At 61.0% G+C, this 15,424-nt stretch carries 14 protein-coding genes; 3 read left to right on the top strand and 11 right to left on the bottom strand.

The window, feature by feature from the left end; translation table 11 throughout:
• Positions 1-22 precede the first annotated feature (22 nt).
• The 6 genes from CGA22_RS13110 to CGA22_RS13085 form a co-directional block, all read right to left on the bottom strand.
• The gene (locus tag CGA22_RS13110) at positions 23-1,264 is read right to left on the bottom strand and encodes an SfnB family sulfur acquisition oxidoreductase (RefSeq protein ID WP_041024643.1); all 1,242 of its coding nucleotides are present in this window, start codon (positions 1,262-1,264) and stop codon (positions 23-25) included.
• Positions 1,265-1,513: 249 nt separating this feature from the next.
• A complete protein-coding gene (locus CGA22_RS13105) occupies positions 1,514-2,284 on the bottom strand; it encodes a hypothetical protein (RefSeq protein WP_041024644.1) in 771 nt (256 codons plus the stop codon).
• A 464-nt stretch (positions 2,285-2,748) separates the two neighbouring features.
• Complete coding sequence (gene tcyN / locus CGA22_RS13100) at positions 2,749-3,510, bottom strand: L-cystine ABC transporter ATP-binding protein TcyN (RefSeq protein WP_041024645.1); 762 nt, start codon at positions 3,508-3,510, stop codon at positions 2,749-2,751.
• A gap of 3 nt (positions 3,511-3,513) precedes the next feature.
• Positions 3,514-4,179: a cystine ABC transporter permease gene (gene tcyL, locus CGA22_RS13095; RefSeq protein ID WP_041024646.1), complete on the bottom strand. Its 666-nt coding sequence runs from the start codon at positions 4,177-4,179 to the stop codon at positions 3,514-3,516.
• Positions 4,179-4,979 carry a cystine ABC transporter substrate-binding protein gene (tcyJ, locus tag CGA22_RS13090; protein WP_041024647.1) on the bottom strand — a complete coding sequence of 267 codons (801 nt, stop codon included), beginning with the start codon at positions 4,977-4,979 and terminating at the stop codon, positions 4,179-4,181. The genes tcyL and tcyJ overlap by 1 nt, the downstream gene beginning before the upstream one ends.
• Before the next feature lie 309 nt (positions 4,980-5,288).
• Positions 5,289-6,281 carry a D-cysteine desulfhydrase gene (locus CGA22_RS13085; protein ID WP_188258608.1) on the bottom strand — a complete coding sequence of 331 codons (993 nt, stop codon included), beginning with the start codon at positions 6,279-6,281 and terminating at the stop codon, positions 5,289-5,291.
• A gap of 462 nt (positions 6,282-6,743) precedes the next feature.
• Here CGA22_RS13085 and betT point away from each other — a divergent pair, with 462 nt between their 5' ends.
• Positions 6,744-8,705, top strand: a complete 1,962-nt coding sequence (gene betT, locus CGA22_RS13080; RefSeq protein WP_177329295.1) for a choline transporter BetT — start codon at positions 6,744-6,746, stop codon at positions 8,703-8,705.
• Positions 8,706-8,717: 12 nt separating this feature from the next.
• Here betT and CGA22_RS13075 read toward each other — a convergent pair whose 3' ends face one another.
• A complete protein-coding gene (locus tag CGA22_RS13075) occupies positions 8,718-9,458 on the bottom strand; it encodes an SDR family oxidoreductase (protein ID WP_041024650.1) in 741 nt (246 codons plus the stop codon).
• A 117-nt stretch (positions 9,459-9,575) separates the two neighbouring features.
• Between CGA22_RS13075 and CGA22_RS13070 the strand changes: the two genes are divergently transcribed.
• Both CGA22_RS13070 and mgrA read left to right on the top strand, forming a co-directional pair.
• Positions 9,576-10,466, top strand: a complete 891-nt coding sequence (locus tag CGA22_RS13070; RefSeq protein ID WP_041024651.1) for a LysR family transcriptional regulator — start codon at positions 9,576-9,578, stop codon at positions 10,464-10,466.
• Positions 10,467-10,688: 222 nt separating this feature from the next.
• On the top strand, positions 10,689-11,726 hold the full coding sequence (gene mgrA / locus CGA22_RS13065; RefSeq protein WP_041024652.1) for an L-glyceraldehyde 3-phosphate reductase: 1,038 nt from the start codon (positions 10,689-10,691) through the stop codon (positions 11,724-11,726).
• Positions 11,727-11,791: 65 nt separating this feature from the next.
• On the opposite strand, the gene tauD is transcribed toward mgrA, so the two are convergent.
• Genes tauD through tauA form a run of 4 tightly spaced genes read right to left on the bottom strand, consistent with a single transcriptional unit; the run spans position 11,792 to position 15,318 of the window.
• A complete protein-coding gene (gene tauD / locus CGA22_RS13060; protein WP_041024653.1) occupies positions 11,792-12,634 on the bottom strand; it encodes a taurine dioxygenase in 843 nt (280 codons plus the stop codon).
• Positions 12,635-12,683: 49 nt separating this feature from the next.
• The gene (tauC, locus tag CGA22_RS13055) at positions 12,684-13,523 is read right to left on the bottom strand and encodes a taurine ABC transporter permease TauC (protein ID WP_041024654.1); all 840 of its coding nucleotides are present in this window, start codon (positions 13,521-13,523) and stop codon (positions 12,684-12,686) included.
• Entirely contained in the window at positions 13,520-14,314 is a 795-nt protein-coding gene (gene tauB, locus CGA22_RS13050) for a taurine ABC transporter ATP-binding subunit (protein ID WP_041024655.1), read from the bottom strand. The genes tauC and tauB overlap by 4 nt, the downstream gene beginning before the upstream one ends.
• Positions 14,315-14,340: 26 nt before the next feature.
• A complete protein-coding gene (gene tauA, locus CGA22_RS13045; RefSeq protein ID WP_041024656.1) occupies positions 14,341-15,318 on the bottom strand; it encodes a taurine ABC transporter substrate-binding protein in 978 nt (325 codons plus the stop codon).
• Positions 15,319-15,424: the final 106 nt, after the last annotated feature.

Here is a 15,424-nt window from a genome sequence, read left to right as displayed (position 1 = left end):
TGCTGCTCCAGAGGTCGGGTGGTCAGATCCAGGAATGCCGGGCCGGTAAAGTGCCGTTCAGGTGATAGGCGCCCACTGCGTGATACTTCCAGCGCACCGGGTCGTGCAGGGTATGGACGCGCGCATTGCGCCAATGACGGTCGAGGTTGAATTCGGCGAGGGTCGCGCGGCTGCCGGCCAGCTCGAACAGCTTTTCGCTGGCCTGCAGGGCAATTTCGGTGCTCAACACCTTGGCCTCGGCCACGGCTATCGAGGCCCGGGCGGCGGATTGCGCGGTGATGGGCGCGGCATTGACCTGGTCCAGCACCTGGCCGGCCTTGCGCAACAGCGCTTCGGTGGCGTGCAGGTCGATTTTCAGCCTGCCGATGTCGGCGATAACGTATGGGTCATCGCTGGCCCGCTCGACTTTGGCATCGATCCAGGGTCGGGAGCGTTCGCGGACGAATGCAATGGTGTCGTCGATAGCACCACGGGCGATGCCCGCGTCAATGGCAGCCTGGATCAATTGCGAGATCGCACCTTGCACGTTTGGCGTCTCGTTGATGCGCCAGTTGTCCAGCACCAGCTCGGCATCGACCCGCACGTTGTTCAGCAGCACGGTGCCACTGGCCGTAGTGCGCTGACCGAAACCCGACCAGTCGTCGACGATGCGCAGGCCCGGTGTACCGCGTCGTACGAAAGCCAGCACCTGCCGGCCCTCGTCGTTCAGCGCCTTGACCGCAACCCAATGGGCGAACAATGCGCCGGTGGAATAGAACTTCTGGCCGTTGATGACGAAGCCGTGGCTGTCGGCGCTGATCCGTGCCTTGAGCTCCAAGGTGTTGCGAGTACCGCGTTCCGGCCCCGCGTTGCCGATGCGCCAGCCTTCGAGCACGCTATTCAGAAGGATTTCTTTCTGCCGTTCGGTGCCTGTGCCAAGAATCAGTTGGAGCACGCCAAACTGGTTCTGCGGAATCTGTCCGAGGGCCGGGTCGGCGGCGGAAATGATCGAGAAGACTTCGGCAAGGGTGACGAACGAGACTTGCGGCCCACCGAATTCCCGAGGGATAGCGATACTGCCGAGCCCGCTGCGGGTGAATTGTTCGATCTCAGCCCAAGGCAGCTTGCGCTGTTGATCCCGTCGTGCGGCTTGTTGGCGAGCTACCTGTGCCAACTCGCGTGCGGCCTGGATCGCCTCGGCATCGTTGCGCAGCACCTGGGCAGGCAACAACGGGGGTGCGACGTCCAGATCGCTCTGGATCTTTGCTTGCGCCAGACCAGACATCACAGCCGCTCCGTGGCTGTCGGCAGCGCCTGGGCGTTCTGCGCCGGGGTGATTGTGTTCCGTACCATACCCACCTCACATCTCAAGAAAATCAGGAATGTCCGGTGGTCCGGTTCATATACCCTAAACGGATGTAAATTCTTTTTGAACTAACGTTTAGGAATATGCATAGAGGGCTTTCGCCGGGTGATGTTGTAGCGAGGGGATAAATCCCCTTCGCCACAGAAAATGTCCCCCGAGCCTGTTGTATCAAGGCTTTTTACGTCGCGGTTCTGCAGCCAGGAGCAGCTCTTTCGGTGGGGTTTTCAAATAAGCCCTGGCGCAGCCGATCGTCAGTGTCCGGGGCGGCGCCCAGTGGGAGTTGTTGCCCACTCGATCGAGGATGCAATAGGTCACCTCCAGGCGCAGGTCTTCTCCCGCCTCCAGGATGATCTCCGGTGGCACCCAGACGTTGACCGGCTGGCCCACTTCGCAGGATTTGATCCGGGGCAGGTCCATGCGCACATCGCCCCAGCGCAAGGTGATCGCATCGTCGACGGCCATGTTCAGGTAGGGCTCGATGGTCAGCGGGACGCCGCGTTTGATCTGGCTCGGGTTCACTCCCTGGCGCCGGATGGTCTCCGGAATACGCACCGGTGCCAGCCCCTGGTTTTCATCGCCACTCAGGGTCGATGGCTGGCCGCCGGGACAGTCGAGTTTGACCTGTACCCGATGCGCTGCCGACAGTGCCGGCCCGCGCCCGACCCGCATCACACGATAATGGATGCGCGAGGTCCCGTTGACGATGAAACTCTCCGGTACACGCAACGTGACACTGGCTTGCGTATCCGCCTCGGTCAGCAGGCGCGAGCCGACGTAGCAGTTGTCCCAGAACAGTTCGATCAGGTCGCCGGCGTCCATACCGGGGTAAGGGGGGATGAGCACTTCCAGGCGAGCGGCACCGGTGATGTTGATTCCGCTACGGCAGGCATTGGCCAGGGCGGGGGCGGCGAGTTCCGGGATAGTTGACGTACATGTCATGGTGTTCTCCTTGATGCTGAAAAACGAAGTCCGTTTCGGAAAGAGCAAAGGCGTTGATATACACGACTATTTTATTGTGCAGTCTTGAATGCTGTTTCTACGGTTATCCGCTGCGTACAACTAAAATAATGGGCATCGCCTATTGGTAAGCTAGATACGGGGTCGATAGTTTCAGTGTCAATAGAGGTGCGTGCTTATTGGCGGACTCTGTAGTTCTTCAGAAATGTCCTACATGATGATGTTAAAAATACACAGCGGGAGTCGCCTTTTACCTTGCTTTAAAGCCCGGCCGGAGGTTTGCAGGGCATGAGCTGGCAGGAAGCTTAGCGAGAAGGAAAGTGTTGCGAGAGGTATGTATATACCGCACTTCAAATAATTGAAGATATTCAGCGGATTTCACGTTGCTGGTTTGTTTTCAAGTCGACAGCCCCTTCCGTCCCTGGAAGTAAGCCTTTATCGATAAGTTACTGCGCACCGTGACCGGCGGAGAGAAACTTGCTGAGAAACTGCCGGGTGCGTTCTTCCTTGGGTGCTGCGAACATGGCCTTGGCTTCACCTTGTTCGACGATCACGCCCTTGTCGAAAAACACCACGCGGTTCGCCACGTCACGAGCAAAGCTCATTTCGTGGGTCACGATGACCATGGTGCGTTTTTCTTCGGCCAGGCCGCGAATGGTCGCCAGGACTTCTCCGACCAGTTCCGGGTCCAGAGCCGAGGTCGGTTCGTCGAACAGAATCACTTGCGGCTCCATCGCCAACGCCCGGGCAATCGCCACCCGTTGTTGCTGACCGCCGGAGAGGCGTCGTGGATAGGCGTCCTCCTTGCCGGCCAGGCCGACCTTGGCCAACAGTTTGCGGCCCAGAGTCTCGGCGTCGGCACGTGGGGTCTTCTTCACCACCAGCGGGCCCTCGATGACATTTTCCAGGGCCGTGCGATGGGGAAACAGATTGAAGTTCTGGAACACAAAACCCACCTGCTGGCGCAGACGACGCACCAGGCTCTGTTGCTGGTTCAGCGGGCGGCTGCCATCGATTTCGATGTCACCGACCTTGATCCGGCCGCTGCTGGGTTCTTCGAGGAAGTTCAGGCAGCGCAGGAAGGTGGTCTTGCCCGAGCCGCTGGGACCGATGATGGCAACGACTTCGCCTTCTTCGACCTGCAGGTCGATGCCGTTGAGCACCGTCTGACCCTTGAATTGTTTGGTCAGCTTTTCAACCACGATCATGCTTCACGACTCCTGCTCATGCCGGTTGACCCGCGCTTCCAGACGGTTTTGCACATGTGCCAGGGCGCTGACAAGAATCCAGTAGATCAGTGCCGCGGACAGGTACATGGCGAAAATTTCAAAGGTCCGCGCGGAAACCAACTGCGCCTGGCGGAGCAGTTCAGGCACCTGGATGGTGGCTGCCAGCGAGGTGTCCTTGACCAGCGACGTGAAGCTGTTTCCCAAGGGCGGCAGGGCCGTGCGCATGGCTTGCGGCAGGATGGCCCGACGCAACGTCTGCACGCGGGTCATACCGATGCTGGCAGCCGCTTCCCACTGGCCACGCTCGATGGAGCTGATGGCGGCCCGCAGGGTTTCACAGATGTAGGCGGCCATGTTCAACGAGAGACCGATCAGCGCTGCGGGTATCGGGTCCAGTTCGATGCCCACTTGTGGCAGGCCGTAATACATCATGAACAATTGGACCAGCAACGGCGTGCCGCGGAAGAACGAGACGTAGACCCGGGCGAACCAGCTCACCAGTTTGAAGCGCGACAGGCGCATCAAGGCCAGGCCAAACCCGAGCAGGAAGCCGAAGAACATTCCTCCCAGGCTCAGGATGACCGTGAAGTACACGCCCTGAAGCAAAAAGGGCGTGGAACTGAGGACGAGTTGGAGCTTTGCTTCCATTATTGAGTGACGTCAGCGTTGAAGTATTTCTCGGACAGCTTCTTCAAGGTGCCGTCGGCGCGCAGCTTATCGATGGCTTTGTTCACCGCCGCCAACAGCTCGGGTTCGCCTTTACGCAGGGTCACGCCGGCTTCCTGGCGGGAGAAGGCGTCGCCGGCAACCGCGGTGTCCGGGGCCTTTTTCGCCAGTTCGAAGGCGGCCAGGCGGTCTACCAGAATTGCGTCGATACGGCCGATACGCAGGTCCTGGTACTTGGTCGGATCATCCTCGTAGGTACGGATGTCCGCCTTGGGCACGTTGTCCTTGAGCCACTGTTCGTAGTTGGTGCCCAGGCCTACGCCGACTTTCTTGCCAGCCAGGTCGGCGGCGGCCTTGATGTTGAGTTTTTCTTCGTTTTTCTTCAGAACCAGCGCCTGGATGCCGGAGACGGTGTAGGGCTCGGAGAAGTCGTACTTTTTCTTGCGCTCTTCGGAAATGGTGACCTGGTTGATCACGGCGTCCAGACGCTTGGATTCCAGCGCAGCCAGGATGCCATCCCATTTAGTGGCTTGCAGATTCACCTTCACACCCAGTTCCTTGGCCAGGGCTTCGGAAAACTCGACTTCGAAACCGGCCAGTTTGCCGTCGGCATCGACGAAGCTGAACGGTGGATAAGTGCCTTCCAGGCCGACGTTGATCACGCCTGCATCCTTGATTTTCTGCAGTTGCTCACCGGCCACTGCTTGCCCCAACAGGCCGGCGCTCAATGCCAGGCCCAGCGAACCGATCAACAGGTTGCGACGTAATGCGGAAAAATTCATGACAAGCCCCTGTGTTTTCTTATGAAGACGTATTGGATTAGAAGGTGTAGCCGTGATCTGGAAGACTGCCACATCCTGCCTTAAAGCGGCGTGTGCGTCGCGTGGCAATTAGGCCAGCGGGCATGACTATAGGGTGGCTTTAATAGATTGGAAAATAATATTAAATCATCCACATATTCCGAAATGGAGTTGTTCTCTGTGGGAGCGAGCCTGCTCGCGATGGCGGTGGGTCAGTCAGCGGCTATTTGACTGAAACACCGCCATCGCGAGCAGGCTCGCTCCCACAGGAAGATGCTGCTCTCATTCCTTTCAGAACGCGGCGTTGTAGGCAAACAGCGCCGGTGCCCCGCCGGTGTGCAGGAAGATGATCGGACCCTCGTCGAAACGGTCGCGGCCGATGCCGTCGAGCAGGCCGGCCATGGCCTTGCCGGTATAGACCGGATCCAGCAGCAGGCCTTCGAGACTGGCCAGCAGCTTGACCGCTGCCAGCGTACCGGCGTTCGGTTCACCGTAGCGAGGGGCGAAATATTCGTCCCACAGGTTCACCTTGAAGGCCTCTGGAAGCGCGACATCAAGCAACTGGGCGACGCGTTCGGCAAGCCCCTGGACCTTAGGGAACTGGTCTTCTTCACTGCGCGATACCGTTACGCCAATTACTGGAAGTTGCGGCAGGGTTTCACTCAAGGCCAGGGCCAGGCCGCTGTGGGTGCCGGCGCTGCCCGAGGCCAGCACCACGGCGGCGAAATCCAGGCCGGTATCCTTGATTTGCTCGGCCAATTCCAGGCCGGCGCGCACGTACCCCAATGCGCCCAGGGCGTTTGAGCCACCAATCGGCACCAGGTACGGCTTCTTGCCGTTGTTGCGCAGCCGCGCGGCCAGGGCCTGCAGTTGCTCGTCGGCGTTATCCAGGTTTTCCACCAGTTCGACCTTGGCGTCGAACAATTCCAACAGCAATCGGTTGCCATTGCCCAGGTAATTGGCGTCCTCGGTGCCGATGGGGTTTTCCAGCAGTGCCACGCAACCCAGGCCCAGTCTGGCCGCCAGTGCGGCAGTCTGGCGCACATGGTTGGATTGGATTGCGCCGGCGGTAATCAGGGTGTCGGCTCCCTGGGCCAAGGCGTCGGCGGCGAGGTATTCGAGCTTGCGCAGCTTGTTGCCACCCAGGGCCAGGGGCGTCAGGTCGTCGCGCTTGATGTAAAGGTCGCGGCCGAGCCAGGCGGAGAGGCGTTCGAGTTTTTCCAGCGGTGTCGGATGGCCGAGCAGGTCGAGACGGTTAAAGCGGGACAGCTGTTGTTTGATCATGAGTCCGTACTGGTTGTAGGCAATGTCTGGACTATAGGCACGCCGATATTCACGGGCAACCCCGGGACCAGATCAGAGTGGGGGACGGAGCCCCTTGTGGGAGCGAGCCTGCTCGCGATAGCGGTGTACCTGCTACATACAATGTGCCTGACAGACCGCTTTCGCGAGCGGGCTCGCTCCCACAGGGTATTTGTTTATTTGGAACCTAGGGTGCCCCACTGAACGAATGTAGGCGAAGCGGCGTCATCTATGTGGGACACGTACCGCCGAGACCGGCGATTAGTCCTTAGCTGCCTATTCATGTTTAAATTGAACGTTCATTCAAGTTAAACCATTGGTTTGCTGCCCGCTCACAACAGGAGGCTTGCCTTTGCCGAGTCCGTTATCGACTGTCACGGTTTCCCACATCGGGGTACTTCGTTCATGAGTGCCTCGTCCCTTCCACCCAGCGGCCTGGTCCGCATGAACCCGCCGGTATTCTACTTCGCGGCGACGTTTATCCTGTTGTTCGGCCTGGTGGTGATTGCCATGCCCGAGCAAGCCGGCGCCTGGCTGCTGGCGGCGCAGAACTGGGCGGCCAATACGGTCGGCTGGTATTACCTGCTGGCGATGGCCCTGTATCTGGTCTTCGTGGTGGTCACCGCCTTGTCCGGCTACGGCAAGATCAAGCTCGGTGCCGACCACGACGAGCCCGAATTCAGTTACCTGTCCTGGGCCGGCATGTTGTTCGCCGCCGGGATCAGCATCACGCTGTTCTTCTTTTGCGTCTCCGAGCCGCTGACCCATCTGGCGCAGCCGCCCCAAGGCGAGGCCGGCACTGCCGATGCGGCGCGCCAGGCCATGCAGATACTGTTTCTGCATTGGGGCCTGCACGGCTGGGGCGTGTTTGCGTTCGTCGGCATGGCCCTGGCGTACTTTGCCTATCGGCATAACCTGCCGCTGGCGCTGCGTTCGGCGTTGTATCCGCTGATCGGCAAACGCATCAACGGTCCCATCGGCTATGCCGTCGATGGCTTCGGCATCATCGCAACCGTGTTCGGCCTCGGCGCCGACATGGGATTTGGGGTCCTGCACCTCAATTCCGGTCTCGATTACCTGCTGGGCATTCCGCATACCCAATGGATTCAGGTTGGCCTGATCGTGCTGATGATGGGGGCGGCGATCATCGTGGCGGTGGCCGGCGTCGATAAGGGCGTGCGGGTCATGTCCGACATCAACATGCTGCTGGCCTGCGCGCTGCTGCTGTTCGTGCTGTTTGCCGGGCCCACCCAGCATTTGCTCAACACCCTGATCCAGAATGTGGGCGATTACCTCGGCGCCTTGCCGATGAAGAGTTTCGATCTCTATGCCTACGACAAACCCAGCGACTGGCTGGGGGGCTGGACGGTGTTCTATTGGGCCTGGTGGATCGCCTGGTCGCCGTTCGTGGGGCTGTTCATCGCGCGGATTTCCCGTGGTCGCACCATCCGTGAATTCGTGTTTGGCGTGTTGCTGATCCCCTTGGGTTTCACCCTCGCGTGGATGTCGATCTTCGGCAACAGCGCCATCGACCAGGTACTCAACCACGGCATGAGCGCCCTGGGCATGTCGGCCCTGGACAATCCGTCGATGAGTCTTTACCTGCTGCTGGAAACCTACCCGTGGAGCAAGACGGTCATCGCGATCACGGTGTTCATCAGCTTCGTGTTCTTTGTCACCTCGGCCGATTCCGGCACCGTGGTGCTGTCAACGCTCTCGGCCAAGGGCGGCAATGCTGATGAAGACGGGCCGAAATGGCTGCGGGTGTTCTGGGGGGCGATGACCGCCCTGGTGACCAGTGCGCTGCTGTTCTCCGGCAGCATCGATGCGCTGAAATCAGCGGTGGTGCTGACGTCACTGCCGTTCTCGCTGATCCTGTTGTTGATGATGTGGGGCCTGCACAAAGCGTTTCACCTCGAGTCCCAGAAGCAGATCGCGCAATTGCATTCCCTGGCGCCGGTGTCGGGTTCGCGTCGCGGCAAGGGCGGCTGGCGCCAGCGCTTGAGCCAGGCGGTGCATTTCCCGTCCCGGGACGAGGTCTATCGCTTCCTCGACACCACGGTGCGTCCGGCCATCGAGGAGGTGAAAGCGGTGTTCGCCGAGAAGGGGCTGGCGGTGATGACCCAGCCCGACCCGGCCAACGACAGCGTCAGCCTGGAAATCGGTCATGGCGAGCAGCACCCGTTCATCTACCAGGTACAGATGCGCGGCTACTTCACGCCATCCTTCGCCCGGGGCGGCATGGGCTCCAAGCAGATCAACAACCGTCGTTACTACCGTGCCGAGGTACATTTGAGCGAGGGCAGCCAGGACTACGACTTGGTGGGCTATACCAAGGAGCAGGTCATCAACGACATCCTCGACCAGTACGAACGGCACATGCAGTTCCTGCATCTGGTGCGTTGATCGGGCGGCGTCTCAGACAAGCCCGCCGTTGGCCCGCAGGACCTGACCGTTCACCCAGCCGGCGGCAGGGCTCACCAGGAAGGAGAGGATGCTGGCGATGTCCTCCGGCTGGCCGAGGCGTTCCAGGGGCGGCATCTTGGCGTACTGCTGGATCTGTTCTTCGCTCTTGCCGTGCATGAACAGTTCGGTCGCCACCGGGCCGGGAGCGATGGCATTGACGGTGATCTGGCGGCCGCGCAGCTCCTTGGCGAATACCTGGGTCAGCGATTCCACCGCCGCCTTGCTGGCGATGTACACCGAATAGCCGGGCAGGTTCAGGCCAACGGTACTGCTGGAGAAGTTCACGATGCGGCCGCCGTCGTTGAGGCGGGTCGCGGCTTCGCGCAAGGTATTGAACGTACCCCGGGTGTTGATCGCGAAGGTCTGGTCGAACAGTTCGTCGCTGTGCTGCGCCAGGGGCATCACCTGGAGGATCCCGGCGTTGTTGATCAGCACATCGACCTTGCCCAGTTGCGCCTCCGTCTCATCGAACATCCGGCGAACGTCGGCGGCGGAAGACACATCGGCCTTGATCGCGATGGCCCGGTGACCGGCCTGGCGCAACTGCACCACCAGCTTCGACGCTTCGGTAGCACTGTTGGCGTAGTTGATGGCGACAGCGAAGCCATCGTGGGCCAATTGCTTGGCGATTTCAGCACCGATGCCGCGGGACGCTCCGGTGACAATGGCTACTTTGGCGGTTTGAGTCGACATGGCTGTTTCCTTCGTTGGGTGGAGTGGAACCAGACTCACATGTTTACTTACCCCGATAAATACACGAGAGTTGCCTTGACTGTTCAATAACCACCAACAATCAGGGCGCGGCAAGCCATGGATCAAGTCAAGGCGATGAAGGTGTTCGTGCGCATCTACGAGCGCAGCAGTTTTACTCTGGCCGCCGATGACCTGAACCTGCCCCGCGCCACGCTGACTCATACCCTCAATCAGTTCGAAGCCTGGTTGGGTGTACGCCTGTTGGAGCGCAGCACCCGGAAGGTGCGACCGACGCTGGATGGCGAAGCTTATTACCCTCGCTGCGTTCAACTGCTGGCGGAACTCGAAGAGGCCGAACTGGCGTTTCGCAGCGTGGCGCCCAAGGGGCGGTTGCGGGTGGACTTGCACGGTACCCTGGCCCGGCATTTCGTGATCCCGGCGCTGCCACAATTCATGGCCCGTTACCCGGACATCGAGTTGTCCATCAGCGAGGCCGATCGTTTCGTCGACCTGATCAGCGAAGGGATCGATTGCGTGCTGCGGGCCGGCACGCTGGGGGATTCGTCGTTGATTGGCCGGCGTGTCGCCAACCTGCGACAGATCACCTGTGCCAGCCCCGCCTATTTGCGTCAGTACGGCGAACCGAAAAGCCTCGACGACCTGGGCCGGCACCGGGCGGTGAACTACGTGTCGCGCACCACCGCCAAACAATATCCGTTCGAGTTCATGGTTGAAGGCGAACTCAAGGAAGTGGCTATCGAGGGTGCGCTCTCGGTGTTCGGTGCCGAAATCTACGCCGCCTCGGCCATCGCCGGCCTGGGCCTGATCCAATGCCCGCGCTATCGGATGGAAACGCAGATCCAGCAGGGCCTGGTCCAGGAAATCCTCACGGCCACCCCGCCGCCGCCCATGCCGATATCGGTGCTCTACCCGCACAACCGTCACCTTTCGCCGCGGGTGCGGGTGTTTGTGGATTGGGTGACGGAGGTGTTTGCCGAGGCGCGTTAGCGCTAATCGCCGCCTGTGGGAGCGAGCCTGCTCGCGATGAGGCCTTATCAGCCGACGTATCATCGCCTGTCCCACCGCCATCGCGAGCAGGCTCGCTCCCACATTGGATCTCGCTGCGATCCTGTCGCTTTCACGACGACTACGCGAACTTTCGAGCTGAACGATGCGTCTGTGAAATGTTAGCTTCTGCCATCCGCATTGTCCCCGAACAGAGAGCCTTCGATGACCTACATCGCTGCTGAAAATCGCTACGAGTCCATTCCCTATCGCCGCGTTGGTCGCAGCGGGTTGGTGTTGCCGGCGTTGTCGCTGGGGTTGTGGCACAACTTCGGCGACAGCACGCCGATCGACACTCAGCGTGCCTTGCTGCGCACGGCGTTTGACCTGGGCATCAACCACTTCGACCTGGCGAACAACTACGGCCCGCCCTACGGCAGCGCCGAGATCAATTTCGGTCGGTTGTTGCGTGAGGACTTCAAGCACTACCGCGACGAGTTGATCATCTCCAGCAAGGCCGGTTGGGACATGTGGCCCGGACCGTATGGCCAGGGTGGCGGGTCGCGAAAGTACGTGTTGGCCAGCCTCGATCAGAGCCTGCAACGCCTGGGACTCGACTATGTGGATATCTTTTATTCCCACCGCTTCGATCCGGATACCCCGCTGGAAGAAACCGCCAGCGCCCTTGCGACGGCAGTACAACAAGGCAAGGCGTTGTACGTCGGTATTTCTTCCTATTCCGGCGTAAAGACCCGGGAAATGGCTGCGTTGCTCAAGGAGTGGAAAATCCCGTTGCTGATCCACCAGCCAGCCTACAACCTGCTCAACCGCTGGGTGGAAAAAGACCTGCTGGACGCCACCGACGAATTGGGTACCGGCGTGATCGCCTTTACCCCACTGGCCCAGGGTCTGCTCACGGACAAGTACCTCAAGGGTATTCCGTCCGATGCACGGGTCAATCGTCCGGGTGGCGGTTCGTTGCAGGCTTCGCATCTGTCGGAGGAAAACATCGCCCACGTGCGCGCCCTCAACGAGATCGCTCAGCGACGCGGCCAAAGCCTGGCACAAATGGCCCTGGCCTGGACCCTGCGCGATCCTCGGGTCACGTCTGCCCTGATCGGCGCCAGCCGCCCGGAGCAGATCGTCGAGAACGTCGGGGCGCTGCAGAACCTGAGCTTCAATGCCGAAGAACTGGCGGAGATCGACCGGTTTGCCCAGGAAGGCGGTATCAATCTCTGGGAGAAGCCTTCGTCGGCGGAGTAATCCCCAAATCTGAACACAGACTCTGTGGCGAGGGAGCAAGCTCCCTCGCCACATAGGATTGGGGATTATTCGAAAAACGGCACATCCCCCAGCACCGTCGCCCGGTGCATCACGCGTCGGGCAGGGCGGTAGTCGTCCACGGCGAAATGCTGGGTCACGCGGTTGTCCCAGAACGCCACGTCATTGACCTGCCAGCGCCAGCGAAGGGTGAACTCCGGGCGGGTGGCATGGGCGAACAGCAGTTTCAGAATGGCTTCGCTTTCGGTTTCGGACAGCTCATTGATGCGTGTGGTAAAGCCTTCGTTGACGAACAGCGACCGGCGACCGCTCACCGGATGGGTGCGAACCACCGGATGGGACAGCGGTGGGTTTTTCCGTCGTGTTTCTTCCCAACGAGCCTGGTCCGCGGCGGTATGACCAAAGCGCTCCAGAGGAAAGGATCGAGTGAAATCGTGGGTGGCCGTCAGGCCTTGCAGCAGGCTTTTCAACGGTGCCGACAAGGCTTCGTAGGCGGCAATGCCGCTGGCCCATAAGGTATCGCCACCGAACGCCGGCAATAGTTTGGCGCTGAGCACCGCCCCCATGGCCGGGGTCGGCAGGAAGGTCACGTCGGTGTGCCAGACGGCGTTGTCGCGAACATCGGTGACAGCCGTGTCGAGCACCAGCACTTCGGGCTGCCCGGGCACATTGGGGTAGATGGGGTGAATATGCAGGTCGCCAAAACAGGCGGCGAAGCGTGCCTGCTGGACCGGGTCGATGGGCTGGTCCCGAAAGAACAATACCTGGTGTTCGAGCAATGCCTGCTCAATGAAATCCCGTTGTTCCATGCCCAGCGGCTGGCTGATATCGATCCCGCTGATCTGCGCACCGAGGGCGATACTCAACGGGGTGACGGTTGGGTGGCTCATCGTTGTTTTCCTGGATTGGGCGCCGAATGGTCGGCGTGGTCATTCGGTCTCAATGGGCCTGGCCATGCCACGGCACCAGTTTGCGTTGCACAGCTCGCAAGCTCATTTCCATGGCGAAGGCGATGAGTGCGATGACCAGGATCCCCAGCACCACCACATCGGTGACCAGGAACTGCGCTGCTGACTGCACCATGAACCCCAGGCCGCTGGTGGCGGCGATCAGTTCGGCGGCCACCAGTGTCGACCAGCCCACACCCAGGCCGATGCGAATGCCGGTGAGAATGTCAGGCAGGGCGCTGGGCAGGATCACGTGGCGAATCAACTGTGCCGTCGTCGCGCCCAGGGATTGCGCGGCCCGTACCTTGGCCGGGTCGACCGTGCGCACACCGGTGGCGGTGGCGATGGCAATCGGGGCAAAAATCGCCAGGTAGATCAGCAGCACCTTCGACAATTCGCCGATGCCGCACCAGATCACGATCAGCGGCAGGTAGGCCAGCGGCGGAATCGGCCGATAGAACTCGATCAACGGATCGAACACGCCCCGAGCGATACGGCTGGAGCCAATGGCAATGCCCACCGGCACCGCTGTCAGCACGGCCAACAACAAGCCCAGGCCGATCCGTCCGAGGCTCGCGCCCAGGTGCTGCCAGAGCGTGGCGTCCATATAGCCACTGGTCGCCAGCAGCCAGCCTTTTTGCAGCACGGCGGAAGGCGAGGGCAGGAACAACGGTTCGACCAGCCCGCTTGCCGTCATCGCCCACCACAGGACCAGCAGCGTGATCAGCGTCAGGCCGCTGATCCGGCGCGTGCTCAGGGGATGCCGGAAGCGGCGCGCTGGTTTTCCGGTTAGGGGTTCGCTGGCCACCGCCGGGATTTCATAGCTGCTCATACCGGCTCCTGGTGTCGGGTGACGCTGCGTTGGGCGAACACTTTGGCAAGCACGTGTTCACGGATGTCGATGAAGCGAGGGTCGGACTTGATCGATCGCGCCGACTCCCCGGCCCCGTAGCGCCGGCTGAAGTCCAGGCTCAGCCGTTCGACAATCCGCCCCGGGTTGGGCGCCAGCAGGATCAGTTCGGTGGCGAGGAACACGGCCTCTTCGATGTCATGGGTAATCAGGAACACCGGTTTGGCAGTGCGTTGCCAGACCTGCAGCAACAGCTCTTGCATCTGTTCACGGGTGAACGCGTCCAGCGCGCCGAAGGGTTCGTCCATCAGCAGCACGCGAGGGTCGGCCGCCAGTGCCCGGGCCAGGCCGACGCGCTGCTTCTGACCACCGGAGAGCTGCCAGACACGGCGTCCCTCGAAACCGGCCAGGCCCACCAAGGCGAGCATCTCCCGGGCGCGGGTTTCGCGCGGTTCCCTGGCGACCCCGGCCAGCTCCAGGCCGAACCCGACGTTTGCCAGCACATCCTGCCAAGGCAACAGCGCGTCGTCCTGGAACACCACGCCGCGTTCGGCGCCGGGCCCCAGGACTGGCACGCCGTCCAGGGTGATCTGCCCGGCGCTGGGCTGGACGAACCCGGCGATCAGGTTCAGCAGCGAGGTCTTGCCGCTGCCGGACGGACCCAGGGCAACCAGCAATTGTTGCGGCCCCAGGGTCAGTGAAATATCCGTCAACACGGCTTCCGATGCCCCGGGATACTGTGCGCCGATGCGCTCCAGCTGTAGCAAGGCCATTGCAGTGACTCCCTTTTTCCTGGCGATCAGTGAGTGATGTATTTGGCGCTGACGTAAGGGGCGTAGTCGGGCAGGACCGCTTCCACTTTGCCTTGCTCCTTGAGAAACGCAGCGGTGTTGGTGATGGCCTGGGTGGTCGGCGCGCCGAGGCTCACGACCTGGTCCGCCGCCAGTGGATACACGTTGCCTTGCAGCAACAGCGGAATGTCGCTGGCCTTGGCGCCGGAGAGTTTCACCAGCTTGTCGATGTTGGCCGTGTTTGCCAGCCAGGCTTGCGGATCCTTGCGGTATTGGGCGTAGGCGTCCAAGGTGACTTTGGCGAAGGCGGTGACGATTTCAGGGTGTTTCTGGGCGAAGTCCTTGCGCACGATCCAGGCATCGAAGGTTGGCGCGCCGAATTTGGCCAGCTCCGCCGAGGTAATCAGTACCTTGCCGTTCTCCTTGGCCACGCCCAGGGCCGGGTCCCAGACATAGGTGGCATCGATGTCGCCACGCTTCCAGGCGGCGATGATGGCCGGTGGCGCGAGGTTGAGTACGGTGACTTGCGACGGGGCGATACCCCAGTGCTTCAACGCGGCGAGCAGACTGTAGTGGCCAGTGGAAACGAATGGTACGGCGATCTTCTTGCCGATCAGGTCCTGCGGGGTGTTGATCCCGGAGCCGTCGCGGACTACCAGGGCCTCGGCGGCGCCGATCTGGGTAGCGATGAGGAAGGTTTCCACCGGAACCTTGCGCGTGATGGCGGCGGTCAGCGGGCTGGAACCGAGGTAACCGATCTGCACATCGCCCGAGGCGATGGCGGCAATGACGTCGGCGCCATTATCGAATTTGCGCCAGTCGATGCTGGCCTGGGTGGCTTTTTCATAGGTGCCGTCGGCCTGGGCAACCTTGGCCGGGTCGACGGTGGTCTGGTAGGCGACGGTCAGGTCGGCGGCTTGGGCAAACAGACTCGCGGCAGCCAGGGAGGCGGCTGCGAGAAGGCGAAGGGGGAAACTCAAAGTCATGGGGAAAGCTCCTCGACAGGCCGCCGGATGTTCGGCGTTGAAGGAGACTAAATGATCTAAGAATTCAAAAATAAATAACTTTTTCGCATAAGCTTATCAGCGAAAA

Origin of the sequence: Pseudomonas sp. PSB18 (assembly GCF_014596565.1) — a bacterium.
Lineage (GTDB): Bacteria > Pseudomonadota > Gammaproteobacteria > Pseudomonadales > Pseudomonadaceae > Aquipseudomonas.
The sequence above is the reverse complement of the archived record's forward strand: the minus strand, read 5'-3'. Positions and strand labels throughout refer to the sequence as shown.

Bases quoted from the DNA above. Each gene is read 5' to 3' on its own strand.
- CGA22_RS13110 (WP_041024643.1), bottom strand. From the start codon at position 1,264: ATGTCTGGTCTGGCGCAAGCAAAGATCCAGAGCGATCTGGACGTCGCA.
- CGA22_RS13105 (WP_041024644.1), bottom strand. From the start codon at position 2,284: ATGACATGTACGTCAACTATCCCGGAACTCGCCGCCCCCGCCCTGGCC.
- tcyN (WP_041024645.1), bottom strand. From the start codon at position 3,510: ATGATCGTGGTTGAAAAGCTGACCAAACAATTCAAGGGTCAGACGGTG.
- tcyL (WP_041024646.1), bottom strand. From the start codon at position 4,179: ATGGAAGCAAAGCTCCAACTCGTCCTCAGTTCCACGCCCTTTTTGCTT.
- tcyJ (WP_041024647.1), bottom strand. From the start codon at position 4,979: ATGAATTTTTCCGCATTACGTCGCAACCTGTTGATCGGTTCGCTGGGC.
- CGA22_RS13085 (WP_188258608.1), bottom strand. From the start codon at position 6,281: ATGATCAAACAACAGCTGTCCCGCTTTAACCGTCTCGACCTGCTCGGC.
- betT (WP_177329295.1), top strand. From the start codon at position 6,744: ATGAACCCGCCGGTATTCTACTTCGCGGCGACGTTTATCCTGTTGTTC.
- CGA22_RS13075 (WP_041024650.1), bottom strand. From the start codon at position 9,458: ATGTCGACTCAAACCGCCAAAGTAGCCATTGTCACCGGAGCGTCCCGC.
- CGA22_RS13070 (WP_041024651.1), top strand. From the start codon at position 9,576: ATGGATCAAGTCAAGGCGATGAAGGTGTTCGTGCGCATCTACGAGCGC.
- mgrA (WP_041024652.1), top strand. From the start codon at position 10,689: ATGACCTACATCGCTGCTGAAAATCGCTACGAGTCCATTCCCTATCGC.
- tauD (WP_041024653.1), bottom strand. From the start codon at position 12,634: ATGAGCCACCCAACCGTCACCCCGTTGAGTATCGCCCTCGGTGCGCAG.
- tauC (WP_041024654.1), bottom strand. From the start codon at position 13,523: ATGAGCAGCTATGAAATCCCGGCGGTGGCCAGCGAACCCCTAACCGGA.
- tauB (WP_041024655.1), bottom strand. From the start codon at position 14,314: ATGGCCTTGCTACAGCTGGAGCGCATCGGCGCACAGTATCCCGGGGCA.
- tauA (WP_041024656.1), bottom strand. From the start codon at position 15,318: ATGACTTTGAGTTTCCCCCTTCGCCTTCTCGCAGCCGCCTCCCTGGCT.